This window comes from Enterobacter cloacae complex sp. OE43NF, from assembly GCF_023544405.1.
Classification (GTDB): domain Bacteria; phylum Pseudomonadota; class Gammaproteobacteria; order Enterobacterales; family Enterobacteriaceae; genus Enterobacter; species Enterobacter cloacae.
Genome location: NZ_JAMJFW010000012.1, coordinates 41,849 through 54,780 on the forward strand (window position 1 = coordinate 41,849; position 12,932 = coordinate 54,780).

The 12,932-nt window shown below is 56.5% G+C and carries 12 protein-coding genes; 2 read left to right on the forward strand and 10 right to left on the reverse strand.

The window, feature by feature from the left end; genetic code table 11:
* The first annotated feature begins 93 nt into the window (after positions 1-93).
* On the forward strand, positions 94-381 hold the full coding sequence (locus M8370_RS07870; RefSeq protein WP_023619621.1) for a VF530 family protein: 288 nt from the start codon (positions 94-96) through the stop codon (positions 379-381).
* A gap of 7 nt (positions 382-388) precedes the next feature.
* Positions 389-1,681, forward strand: a complete 1,293-nt coding sequence (locus M8370_RS07875) for a glycoside hydrolase family 10-like protein (protein ID WP_095455242.1) — start codon at positions 389-391, stop codon at positions 1,679-1,681.
* Between the two features lie 39 nt (positions 1,682-1,720).
* On the opposite strand, the gene dsbG is transcribed toward M8370_RS07875, so the two are convergent.
* The 10 genes from dsbG to M8370_RS07925 form a co-directional block, all read right to left on the reverse strand.
* Complete coding sequence (gene dsbG / locus M8370_RS07880) at positions 1,721-2,479, reverse strand: thiol:disulfide interchange protein DsbG (RefSeq protein WP_020688674.1); 759 nt, start codon at positions 2,477-2,479, stop codon at positions 1,721-1,723.
* A 42-nt stretch (positions 2,480-2,521) separates the two neighbouring features.
* The gene (locus M8370_RS07885; protein WP_029883313.1) at positions 2,522-3,133 is read right to left on the reverse strand and encodes a DsbA family protein; all 612 of its coding nucleotides are present in this window, start codon (positions 3,131-3,133) and stop codon (positions 2,522-2,524) included.
* A gap of 7 nt (positions 3,134-3,140) precedes the next feature.
* Positions 3,141-5,171: a protein-disulfide reductase DsbD family protein gene (locus M8370_RS07890; RefSeq protein ID WP_250020738.1), complete on the reverse strand. Its 2,031-nt coding sequence runs from the start codon at positions 5,169-5,171 to the stop codon at positions 3,141-3,143.
* A 47-nt stretch (positions 5,172-5,218) separates the two neighbouring features.
* On the reverse strand, positions 5,219-5,590 hold the full coding sequence (locus tag M8370_RS07895; RefSeq protein WP_013096558.1) for a hypothetical protein: 372 nt from the start codon (positions 5,588-5,590) through the stop codon (positions 5,219-5,221).
* A gap of 90 nt (positions 5,591-5,680) precedes the next feature.
* Positions 5,681-6,247 (reverse strand): RNA polymerase sigma factor, encoded by a 567-nt coding sequence (locus M8370_RS07900; RefSeq protein WP_048972091.1) that lies wholly within the window; start codon positions 6,245-6,247, stop codon positions 5,681-5,683.
* A 5-nt stretch (positions 6,248-6,252) separates the two neighbouring features.
* Positions 6,253-6,672 carry a hypothetical protein gene (locus M8370_RS07905; protein WP_013096556.1) on the reverse strand — a complete coding sequence of 140 codons (420 nt, stop codon included), beginning with the start codon at positions 6,670-6,672 and terminating at the stop codon, positions 6,253-6,255.
* Between the two features lie 761 nt (positions 6,673-7,433).
* Complete coding sequence (locus M8370_RS07910) at positions 7,434-8,984, reverse strand: methyl-accepting chemotaxis protein (RefSeq protein ID WP_023619630.1); 1,551 nt, start codon at positions 8,982-8,984, stop codon at positions 7,434-7,436.
* Between the two features lie 97 nt (positions 8,985-9,081).
* Complete coding sequence (locus M8370_RS07915; protein WP_020688679.1) at positions 9,082-10,098, reverse strand: LacI family DNA-binding transcriptional regulator; 1,017 nt, start codon at positions 10,096-10,098, stop codon at positions 9,082-9,084.
* Positions 10,099-10,126: 28 nt separating this feature from the next.
* The gene (locus M8370_RS07920; protein WP_250020739.1) at positions 10,127-11,533 is read right to left on the reverse strand and encodes a sucrose-6-phosphate hydrolase; all 1,407 of its coding nucleotides are present in this window, start codon (positions 11,531-11,533) and stop codon (positions 10,127-10,129) included.
* Positions 11,533-12,903 carry a sucrose-specific PTS transporter subunit IIBC gene (locus tag M8370_RS07925; protein WP_250020740.1) on the reverse strand — a complete coding sequence of 457 codons (1,371 nt, stop codon included), beginning with the start codon at positions 12,901-12,903 and terminating at the stop codon, positions 11,533-11,535. The genes M8370_RS07920 and M8370_RS07925 overlap by 1 nt, the downstream gene beginning before the upstream one ends.
* Between the last annotated feature and the right edge of the window lie 29 nt (positions 12,904-12,932).

Here is a 12,932-nt window from a genome sequence, read left to right on the forward strand (position 1 = left end):
GCGAGGGGAAAAGGAAAATTGCCGCTTCCCCTGCTTTCTTGTACCCTTTCAGCGTTTACCCCAATCCCCTGAAAATCGAGACACCAGACGTTTATGACTGCACATATTTCCAAAGATCCTTTGCATGGCGTTACGCTGGAGATGATGGTCAACGCCCTGGTGGCGCGATATGGCTGGCGCGAGTTGGGCGATCGAATCAAAATTAACTGTTTCAGAAATGACCCAAGCGTGAAGTCGAGCCTGAAATTCCTGCGCCGTACCCCCTGGGCACGGGCGGAGGTCGAGGCCCTGTATCTTGATTCCCTCAATGATAACGGGACCGCTGAACGCGAGGCGCCCGCTTTTAACCCCTGGGCCAATAGTCGGATAACCAAGAGCTAATACGCAAATGATGCGACATGTAAAACGGACTGGTGCGCTGCTTGGCTGCGCGCTTTTACTTGTTAGTTGCTCCTCAAAACCCCCAAAGTCGCTGGTCACACCGCTCCCGACCCCAGGCAAACCGACGCAGCAGGCAAACGAGCCGATGCGTGGGATCTGGCTGGCAACTGTCTCCCGTCTCGACTGGCCGCCGGTCGCGTCGGTGAATGGCCGCAGTGCTGACCAGCGTATTGCGATGCAAAAACAGGCGCTGATCGACAAACTCGACAATCTGAAACGCCTGGGAATTAACACGGTGTTTTTCCAGGTAAAACCGGACAGCACCGCGCTCTGGTCGTCCAAAATCCTGCCGTGGTCAGATATGCTTACCGGCAATATTGGCGAGTATCCGGGCTACGATCCGCTGCAGTTTATGCTCGATGAAGCCCACAAGCGTGGGATGAAAGTTCATGCCTGGTTCAACCCCTATCGCGTTTCAACCAATACCAAACCGTCAACCATCGCCGCGCTGAACCGCACCTCATACCAACAACCGTCCAGCGTCTATGTGCAGCACCCTGAGTGGGTTCGCATCGCAGGCGATCGGTTTGTGCTCGACCCGGGCATCCCGGAGGTGCGTGACTGGATAACCCGGGTGGTGACCGAGGTGGTGGCGAACTACCCGATAGACGGCGTGCAGTTTGATGACTACTTTTATGCCGAATCGCCTCGCTCAACGCTGAATGATGCGCAGACCTACAGACAATACGGCCAGGGGTTTAGCTCCAAAGCCGACTGGCGTCGCCACAATACGCAGCAGCTGATTGTGCAGGTCTCTCGGGCGATCAAACAGACAAAACCGCAGGTTGAATTTGGTGTCAGCCCGGCGGGTGTCTGGCGTAACCGCTCCTTTGACCCGGCAGGATCCGACACCCGTGGCGCGGCGGCGTATGATGAATCCTACGCTGACACCCGTCAGTGGGTGCAACAGGGGCTGCTGGACTACATTGCCCCGCAAATCTACTGGCCTTTCTCCCGCGATGCGGCACGCTATGACGTGCTGACCAAATGGTGGGCCGACGTGGTGAAACCGACCCATACCCGTCTGTACATCGGCATTGCGTTCTATAAAGTGGGCGAGCCGTCGAGAAATGAGCCGGACTGGACGGTTCAGGGCGGCGTGCCGGAGCTGAAAAAACAGCTCGATCTCAACGACTCCCTGCCGAACGTGAATGGCACGATCCTGTTCCGCGAAGATTACCTCAACCAGCCGCAGACGCAGCAGGCGGTAAACTACCTGAAAGGACGCTGGGGAAGCTAAGTACAGTCAGGCAGAAACGCCCTGTTTCTGCCTGATTTTTTACGGCTTCGGCCCGAACATCGCCTCAAGCTGCTTCGCGTCCGGCATACCGACAACCTGCTGGAGCTCATTCTGGTCATTGAGATAATAAATGGCCGGTGTGGCATTCGCCCCCAGACTGTCCATTAACGCCTGGTGTTTTTGCAGTATCGCCACGGTTTCACGCGAGGCGGTGCCTTCCGGTTTAGGCAGTTTTTTCCCGCCGGACAGTTCATACTCCTTCCACGCCGTAACCGGATCTTTTGCATTCAGGATCGCAGATGCGTTACGGCCGCTGTTTGGGTTGAGGAACGCCACCAGCAGCGTATTGAGCTGCACTTTACCCGCCGTCACCCACGGCTGTGCTTCTGACCAGAATGCCTTGCAGTACGGGCAGAACGGGTCGGCGAAGACAAACACTTTGCGTGGCGCGTTATCCGCCCCCTCTTTCAGGGGGTGCGCAGCGTTAAGCTGTTTCCACATTTCGCGTCCCATCGGGGCGTAGATCTCTTTCTGGAAAATACCCTCGCTGAGGTTTTTACCCTTCTCGTCATAGAGATAACCCGAAATAACGTGCTTTCCGTCAGGTGTCAGAAAGAGCGTCACTCCCATGTCCTGATATTGTCCCAGCCAGGCGGGTGCGCCACCGGGTACGTCGATCTTCTTGAGGATCTTAATCTCCTGCTGCTCGCTAAAGGTCTTCACGACATCAGGTATAGCATCCGCAGCCTGCGCCAGCCCTGACGCGGTCAGCAGCGAAAGTAACAGTAATTTTTTCATGTCCCTCTCCGGTTTGTTCGGGGGCCTGAGGCCCCCTTCAGGTTAGCGGTTTTTCAGTGCATCGGTGACCATTTCATCAAACTGTTCGAAAGGCACCCAGCCGGGTAACAGCCCTTCGCCAATCAGCGTGGCCGGTGTCCCCTGAATGCCCAGTTTTTCGGCGATGATCAGGCTGCGTTTTACCGTGACCAGGCTCGTATCATCCGGCGTTGCAACATTCACGCCCGCGCGCTTTTGCGCCTCCTGAATGCTGGCATCATCGTGATACCCTTTTTTCGCCATCAGGGTTTCGTTGAACTTCATAAACTGCTCAGGATGTGAACGCCAGACGGTTAACGCGTCGCGCGCGGCGGTTAGCGAGCTTTCCGAACGGAACGGCAAAAACTTAAACACCACGGCCACCTGCGGATGTTTCTCAACGATCTTCTCCAGATACGGATCGAATTTTTTGCAGTATGGACAGTTGTAGTCCGTAAACACCACCAGCGTCAGCGTTGGATTTTTGGCACCGATACGCGGTGAATCCGGGTCGTTAAACAGAAAATCGTAGACCAGCTTCTGAGCGCGTTGCTCCTGATCCGGGGTGATCGGGTCCGCCGCCATCACCTGGGCTGACGCGAAAAACAGCAGAAACGTAATAAGGATTTTTTTCATAACAGCGTTAGCCTTTTGCTTTGTTCAGGGTGGTCATCAGGGTGCGTTTGTCCAGCAATGGCGAGAGGATCTCGCCCTCCGGCGTTCCAGGGCCATACACCTGGTTAAACGGGATGGCGTAGCGATTGCGTGATTTCAGAAACGCCGCAATCGTCTCTGATGGCTGGCTCCAGTCTCCGCGTAGCGCCACCACATCCGGCTGGCGCAGCGCGGCGATAACCTCCGGCTGATTCAGCACCCGATGCTCATTCACCTTGCAGGTGACACACCAGTCCGCCGAGATATCCACAAACACACGTTTCCCCTGCGCAAGAGCATCGCTGATTGCCTCTTCACTGAGCGGCTGCCACGGGATCGTCTGTTCGCTATTCTCAGCCGTGGTTACCGGCGTTGCGTTCACTATCCCGCGCAGCTGATAGCCCCCGAATACGGCCAGCGCAATCACCACCACCCAGAACAGCGGCGATGATGTCTGACCGCGAAGGGCATAGACCACAATGGCGACCACAATCAGAAGCAGCATGAGGATGTGGCTGAACATCTCGCCCAGATGCAGACTCAGCAACGTCACCAGCCACAGGCTGGAGGCCAGCATCATCACCCCCAGAATCACCTTCAGGGTATTCATCCAGCGGCCAGGTTTTGGCAGCAACAAGGCGGTTTTGGGGATCAGCGCCACGAACAGCCACGGCAAGCTCATGCCCACCCCGAGCATCAGGAAGATAAGCCACAGGGAATGCAGCGGTGCGCCCAGCGCAAAGGCCACGGCCGTACCGAGGAACGGCGCGGAACACGGCGTGGCAAGCAGCGTGGCAAACACGCCTTCGCAGAAGCTGCCCGTCAGTCCGGTTCCGCCCGTTGTGGCGAGCCGTCCGGTGGCGGCGGAAGGCAGAAACAGCTCAAACGCACCAAACAGGTTCAGCGCGAAGATAAAGGTCACGGCAACCATCAGCCCAATAAACCACGGGTTCTGGAACTGGATGCCCCAGCCCAGCGACGCGCCGGTGAGTTTCAGAACGGTTACCATTGTGGCCAGCAGCATAAAGGAGGTCAGAATACCCGCACTGGTCGCCAGGAAACGCAGCCGGATTTTCCGCGTGTCCGTACCCGCCTGCAGGACGCTGCTGAGCTTCATGCCCATTACCGGCAATACGCAGGGCATCAGGTTCAGGATCAGCCCGCCCAGCAGAGCAAAGGCCAACATTTTGACTGTTCCCGCTGGCGCACTCTGCACCGCGTCTGCGGGGGCTGCGCCAACGGTCAGTTGCGTTTGCTGGGCTTTATCGCCATTGGTGACGACAAACGACAGCGTTTTCCCCGCAAGCGTCGCGGGTTTATCGCCCCACTCATCGGTGACCGGAACCGCGACCTGAAGCCGGTTTCCGGTGTGCTTAATCACCGGTTCGCCGGGCAGAATGTCACCCTCCAGCGGGTCAAAATAGATCCCAGGATTGACCCATTCGCCTTCCGTCGTGGCCGTCATCATCAGCTTGCCGTCTGATAACCAGGCGCTGAAGTCTGACGACACGCCTGACGCACCGGGTACTGAACGCATCGCGTCTTCAAATGCCGTACGAAAGCCCGCATCCGCTGGCGCACGGAAATCCAGATGCAGCTTGTAGTCCGTCAACAGACAGACGTTGCTGCAGGTTGAGAGCGTAAGCGTGGCGTCGAGCACATCCGCGTCCGTCCCGGCGATCGTGATGGGGATCGTAACGCTATCGTGGTAGCCCTGGGTCGTCAGGCCCGAGATATCAAAGCGGGAAGGAACCGGCCAGTACCAGGTATCCTTAACGCCCTGTGGCCAGCTGATTTTCGGGGCCACGCCGCCCTCGCCCGGCGAACGCCAGTAGGTTTTCCAGCCGGGCTGCAGCTCCACGCTGAGCAGGCCGATGATGCGGTCGTGATCCCGCTCAGCCTGAAAGCGGATGCGGGCGTGATCGTTTTGCGGTGACACCAGCCAGCCCGTATCTGCCGCATGAGCAATACCCATGCAGGACAGCCACAGGAGGACGAGTCCCCTGAAAAGGTTAACCATGTTTTACTCCGTGAATAGTGAAAATTATCGTGTGGTGACGATGTTTTTCATTCACGGAAAACGCAGTTTTTGAGGTGTATTCGGGGAGGCGGTGCCTGGACAGGCTGCTCCCTGGAGAGAAATGTGCGCCGTTGGGTAAATAACTGCAGCAGAGCGAAGAAGATAATAATCGCCGGTAGCGCACCGTCAAAAAACAGCGGCTGGGCGCAAAGCAAAGACTGTGCGCCAAGTTGACACGGCGACGGGCCGGGCTGTTCAGCCTCCTGACCCGGGGCGTCAGCCATCATGAGCGTTTGCACCTGAGGATCCAGCCCCTGTAAAAAATGGTTGAGATAAACCGCACGCTGAACCAGGCAAATTGCCATTGCCAGACACGTGATTATCAGAAGCCATTTACCGAGAAGCTGACGGTTGCGCATAACGTTCCAAAATAACAAGACGCCCCGATCATAAACGATAGTGATGAATCTACAAGTCCCGACAGTGTAAGGTTTTGTCTGCCGGGAACATTACCCCCCTGTCAGCGCGTCATACACATCCCGCAATCGCGTGCGCAGGAACAACACGGCCTTATGCTTACGCGATAATAATGCCTGCTCGCTAACCCCGGTTTCCCCGGCCAGCAATTTGATGCTGTAGCCCTGCAGCTCCGTCTTCTCAAAGACCTCGCGCTGCGCTGCGGGCAGTTCAGCCAGCGCCTGCCCCAGCTCTTCCCACAGCAGCGTTTTGAGGTACTCCTCTTCCGGGGTATGCGGAACGCCGAACAGGGTTTCAGCGATCTCATCTTCCGGAAAATCGTCATCCTCCTCGCCTGTGAAGCTGAAATAACCGGAGAGCGACACTTCACGCTTTTTCCGCGCCCGGTCGGTCATCTCATTTCGCGCCGCGCGAAACAGCCACGCGGCAACGTTTTCGACCGGCTGTTCCACCTTCATCAGCTGATACGTGATCTCCTGCAAAATATCGTCGGCGTCGTCACGTACCGGGGTTCTTCCGCGAATAAAGGCTCTCAGCCGGGCGCGGCAGGCATTAACCGCCGACATCAGCAAGGATCCGCCCGCCTCCCCGGTTTTCATCTCGCTCACTCTGCGTCCGGCGCTTTCGGCGCGTTGTCTTCACGCTTGTCGTCACGGTGGCCGTGCCAGCCACAGTGCCCGCGACCATGGCGACCAAATCCTTCCCGGCGCTGCTGCATGAACGCTTCACGCTGTTCGGGCGTCATGTTCATCCAGCGTTCGTGCATCCGGCGGTGCGCACCAAACATACCCGGACGGAACCCCAGACCACCAAACAGGATCCGGCTCAATATCAAAATGCCCAGCGCCTGCCAGAAGCCAATGGCTTTCACGCCGAGGATCGCCGGGAGTAAGGCGTTCCACAGGGACATCACCAGCAGGCCGAGCACGATAAAAATGACCGCGCCGATGACTAAGCCCTTGCCCATACGGTGGCGACCGAATCCGCGCCCGTGACCTCTGCCGTGCATATCAAACTCTCTCATGGTGTTAACCTCGTTTACAGTAACTGATTATGGCTTGTGATGAGGTAGACGGATGAGGAACAGAAATATTGCTAAAAATTTTTAAAAACATCGTAGTCAATGTGGTTTACGCTTTTCGCGACTGACGAACGGAAACAGCATAAAAATTAAAACCCGTAATAATGCCGTTCTGTTCGCGCTTTTAAATCAGGTTATTTATTCAGCAGGTTTGATATTGATGCTTTTTAAATGCCCTACTCCTGTTGTTGAGACTATTCCTATAATCATCCAAAAAACCTTCTATTTAACAATAATCTAAAGCGAGGCTTAATTAACTATTTTTAGTTAAAGGTTTGTAATCATTACATCTCTGTCTATTATTCAAAGCGTCATGCCCTGCAGCAGGAAATAGAAACAGACACATTAAAAAGGAGCAATCCGGTAATGATAGGCAGACTGACGAATTATATCCTCTGGTACCACACTGTCTGGGTGTTTATATTTTTATTAGTGGTCGGCGTGGCTGCTGGCGTATTTTTTAATGCCATACTGCATTTTCATGGGGATGACGCATTCCTGACAGGATTAATTTTCTTTTTATTCCCGGCGCTACTGGTATGCCTTCGGCTACATCGGCTATCAGCGAAACATCGCCAAAGATAATGCCCGTCACACCGGTTGTTGAATCAAAACACTTTGCAATATTAAGCTGAAACCAACAACTTAGCCGCGTTTATTGCCGGGTGGCGCTACGCTTACCCGGCTTACAATCCACAATAATATCAAGCCTGCACTGGCAAACTAAAACTCGAAATACTCCGCGTGAGCTGCTGGGCCTGCTCTTCCAGCGACGCGGCCGCCGCGGCGGACTGTTGCACCAGCGCGGCGTTCTGTTGGGTCACGCCGTCCATCTCCGTCACTGCCTGCCCGACCTGACTAATCCCGCGGCTTTGCTCTTCAGAGGCCACAGAGATCTGCTCCATCAGCGTGTTCACTTTATTGACGGAACTGATAATCGAGTCAATCACCTCCCCTGAGCGCCCCACCAGTTCGGCACCGTTTTTGACGCTGGAAACCGACTGGGCAATCAGACTTTCGATATCCTTGGCCGCCACCGCGCTTTTCTGCGCCAGCGTGCGAACTTCGCTGGCTACCACGGCGAAACCACGCCCCTGGGTACCGGCGCGCGCCGCTTCTACCGCCGCGTTGAGCGCCAGAATGTTGGTCTGGAAAGCGATGCTGTTGATCACGCTGGTGATGTCCTCGATGCGCTTCGAGTTTGCGGCGATGGTATTCATCGTTTCAATCACTTCACGCGTGACGGCCTCCCCGGTGTGGGCATTTTTCACCGCGTCCTGCACCAGTTTTCCGGCCTGATAGACGTTATCGGTGTTATTGGCGACGGTCGCGCTCAGCTCTTCCATGCTTGCCGCCGTCTGGGTTAGCGCAGAAGCCTGCTGTTCGGTGCGCGAAGCCAGGTCGATATTCCCGGAGGCAATCTCCTGTGCGGCATGGGTCACGGTATGACTCGCGTCACGCACCTGGGCGATGGTTGCCAGCAGCGCCTGGCGCATCTGCTCCATAGAGCCCATCAGGTGATCAATTTCATTGCCGGAATTCCCCTTCACAGGCACCGGAATATCGAGTTTGCCTGCGGCAATCTGGCTGCAATGTTCACGTGCCAGATTAACCGGTGCCAGAACAAGGCGTTTCATCAGCAGGCTGACGGCGACAATCACCAGCACAAACAGCAGTGCGATAGCGGCGATAATCGCCAGGCCAGAAACAAAGTTACTGCTCGCATCTTCGTTCAGGCTTTTGGCATAGGCCTGGTGTACGGCCAGAACCTGGTCGAGGACAATCTCATACTGACGATCGAGGCGCGAGACTTCCGGTATCAGGGCGTTGAATTTGGCAATATCGTGCGCGGCGGCAGCATCAATGAGCGGTGCCAGCCCCTGGTTACGGTAATTCTGCCAGGCATCCTGATAAGCGCTTACCAGCGGCGCTTCATCCGTCAGACGGGGAGACGCCATAAAGGCAGCAAAGGCGCGATCGGCTTTGGTCAGTGCCTCTTTTACTGCGGCGAGCTTCGCAGATTCATCCGCTGATGCGCCCGCCTCTACCATCTTCACATACTCCATCACCCGGACGCGCAGGGTGCGGCTATGGTTGATGGGATCAATAATTGACAGCACCACCTGGATCTCTTTGTTCACGTTATCCAGGGAGTTATTACTTTTGATGATGAGGCCAACGCTGGTGAGGGTGCTGGCGATAAAGAAGAAAAGCAGCGAGAAAAAGACAATCAGGGATGATTTTTTTAACGACATGAACCGATACCTCAAAGAAAATTATTCCTTATGGTTATCGGCTAAACCAAAACTTAAATTAATTAAAGTTATTGATGTATCCCGTCCTCCGGCAGGGCTATTCTGCCGCTTTATAGCGCCGCTGCAGGGTGGCATCCAGTTTCCGCTGCACGGGCTCTGGTGTTTCACCGTCGATCAATTTCCCAATCAGATCAAAGCAGTGCCATGCAAGCTGACGGTTATCCTGGCGCACGGTATCCACCGGGATCGTGAGCGAATCGTAAAGATAGTGATCGTCAAAGCTGGCTAACCTGATGTCACTTTGCAACAGATTGTGCTGCCCCATATAGCGCAGCACCCCTTCCAGCAGGCCGCAGGCGGCGGTGAACAGGGCTTTTGGCGGACGCCCCAGGCGAGCACAGAGTTCGGCGAACATCTCGTAACCGGAACTCGGGTGATAATTTCCGTGAATGATCCACTCCGGGCGCAGCGTAACGTTCGCGTCGCGCAGACCCTGTTTAAACCCTTCAAGGCGGTCGCGCGTGGGGGAAAGCCGTGGCTGCCCACCGAGGAAATAAAACTCATCGGGGTGCTGGCGGGCGATGTCGGCCACCAGTTTGGCTGTCGGGGTAATGGAATCGGTGATCACCAACGGCAGCGAGCTGTCATTCATATGGCGGTCAAAGAGCACCACGGGCAGCTGTTCACTCAGTTTCTGGTAATCCGCATCGTTGAGCATGCTGGAGGCAACAATCAGCCCGTCGACCTGACGCGCCACCATGTTGTTGACCACCACGGTCTCCTGCCCCGGATTTTCATCGCTACAGGAGATGAGCAGCTGAACGCCCGCCTCGCGGCACAACGTCTCTAGTTCGTGAGAAAACACGGCAAACCCGTAGTTGGTGATCTCCGGGACCACCAGACCAATGGTGTGACTGCGGTTATCGCGCAGCGAGCGGGCGTGAATGCTGGGCTGGTAGTGATGCTCTTTCGCAATGGCCAGCACGCGCTCACGGGTCTCTTCCGCCACGCGCAGCTCTTTGCTGCGTCCGTTCAGTACCAGGCTGGCGGTGGCTTTTGACACCCCCGCCAGCTCCGCGATGTCTTTAATGGTGACGCGTTTTGTTTTTCTCACAACGACTTAGATCCGGCTGCCAAAACCGCTATTCTACCATGCAGCCGCGCAGCGACCAGTAGCGTAATGTGATGTCGGACGCACCTTCGAATCGCACCCGGGCCGGTTGGTCAGGAAAATAGCGACTGCTCATCACCCCTTCGCCGTGGTTGATGAAAATTTCGACGCTGGAGCGGTCGCACAGAACGCGCAGATGGTGAACCTCACCCAGCCAGTAGCGGGTTAACGTCTCACCCGTTTGCAGGCTGGCACGTTCCAGACGCAGGCCATTGCAATCGACCGTGAGGTGCAGCGCACCGGCAAAATCCAGTTTCGCGCAGGCAGCGCTCAGCTCGAACTCAAGGCGCGAGGCATCAAGCTCCGGCGCATCGCAGGCGTTGCCCTGCCAGTGCAGTTCCTCTTCACGCAGCATTTCCAGCTCACGCACCGGAGTCTGCCAGAGCTTGCCGTCGCGGTAGCGCAGCTCTCGCGGACAGGTCATCTGATGGATCCAGCCCTGTGCCCGGGTGGGCTGCAGCATCTCTTCCCCGTCAGGCACGCCCATCCAGCCAATCAGGATCCGCCGGCCATCTTCCGCCAGCGTCGTTTGCGGGGCGTAGAATTCAAAACCGGCATCCAGTTCGTGTAACGCACCGTGCTCAAATGCGCCGCGCTGATAGTCAAACGCCCCGCTCATCCAGGCTGCCGGATAGGTGTTGAGATAACGATGCGGCTCACGCGCCAGCCCCTGCGGGCAGCAGATCAGAACGTGCGTCCCGTCGAGGGCAAACAGGTCCGGGCACTCCCACATGTATCCCGCCTCCGTCAGTCCATTGACGCCGTTACCGGCAATTTCTCCGCACGATTCCCACGTGTGCAAATCGGCAGACCTGAACAGCAGCACTTTGCCCCGCTTTTGCACATCCTGCGCGCCCAGCACCATGTACCACTGCCCGTCGTGCTGCCACACTTTCGGGTCGCGCACGTGGCCGGTGTAGCCATCCGGCAGCGCCAGCACCGGCCCCAGTTTTTTAAAGGTCCCGTCCGGTTGTTCCACCGCCAGGCACTGCCAGGCGGTGCGGCTGCCGTCATCGAACTTAACGTTGCCGGTATAGCACAGCGTCAGCATCCCGTTGTTGTCCACGGCGCTGCCGGAATAGCAACCGTTGCGGTCGTACTCTTCATCTGGCATCAGCGCCATCGGCTCGTGCTGCCAGTGCAGCAGATCGTGCGAACTCCAGTGCCCCCAGCATTTATAGCGGTGATCGCAGTCCAGCGGGTTCCACTGATAAAACAGATGGTAGCGCCCGGCAAACCAGATAAAACCGTTCGGATCGTTCATCAGCCCCGTCACCGGTGCCGGGTGCCACTGCGGGTAGTGGCGGTCGGCACGCGCGCGCGGTTGGCCTTTCATCACGGCCTGCAGCACGGCAGGCCAGCGGGAAGGTAATGTCATTATTCAGAGTCCGTTTTATATTTCAGCAGCAGCGAGACGGTAAACGCTACGCCAAAGGCAATCACCATGCCGATAATATAGTTGAGCAGCGAACTGGCCTGCACGATGGCCATCCCCGGCAGCGCCGTCAGCCCTACCGCCGTCATGTAGACATGCACCGACACCACCCATGCGCCGCCCACCGCACCGCCAATCAGCGCGGCCACAAACGGTTTCACGAAACGCAGGTTGATACCAAAGATTGCGGCTTCGGTAATGCCGAGCATGGCTGAGAACGACGAAGGTAAGGTAATGGCTTTGATTTTTGCGTCTTTGGTTTTAAACCACACCGCCAGGCACGCGCCACCCTGCGCCACGTTCGCCATGGCCCAGATGGGCAGCAGGAAATTAACGCCAATCGACGGATTCCCCAACAGCCCGGCTTCAATCGCGTGGAAGCTGTGGTGAATGCCGGTAATAACAATCACCGAATAGAGCCCGCCGAACAGCAAACCGGCCAGCCAGCCCGCGTGGGTAATCAGCGTGCTCAGAATAAAGGAGATGCCATCGCCTAACGCGCGTCCCGCCGGGCCGATAATCAGCAGCGCGATAAAACCGGAGAGAATGACGGTCAGGAACGGCGTCAGGATCAGGTCTAACGCATCCGGGATGACCTTGCGCAGGTTTTTCTCCACAATGCTCATAAACCAGACGGCCAGCAGCACCGGGAACACCGTTCCCTGATAGCCAATCATGGCAATCTCAAGGCCGAAAAAGTTCATGGTGTGGAAGCCGGACGCCACGCCCCAGGCGTTGGTCAGCGCCGGATGGGTCAGAATGCCACCGAGCGTGGCGCCTAAATAGGGATTACCGCCAAACTCACGCGCGGCGGTAAAACCAATCAGGATCGGTAAAATAATAAACGCCGCCGAGCTGCACATATCCAGCATGATGTAGATGGCGTTATCGGCATTCACCCAGCCGTAGGTTTTCACCATTCCGAGCAGGCCCATCAGCAAACCGGACGCAACAATGGCGGGAATGATCGGTACGAAAATATTGGAAAGCAGGCGGGCAATGCGCTGGAACGGGTTGAGCTTACGCGCCGCGAGATCTGCCGCTTCTGACTTGCTGGATTCACCAATCCCTGCCGCCTGAATAAAAGCCGCGTAAACCTTATTCACCACGCCAGTGCCAAAAATCACCTGCATCTGGCCCGCGTTACGAAAACAGCCTTTCACCCCCTCGACCTTGCCGATGGCCTGCTGGTCAGCAAGCGCATCGTCGACCAGCACCAGACGAAGGCGCGTTGCGCAGTGCGCGGCACTGGCGATGTTCTCTTTGCCACCGAGCAGCGGAATGAGCGCACGGGAAATATTATCAAAATCCATAGTTACCTCTGCCTGACTTCATTTTTATG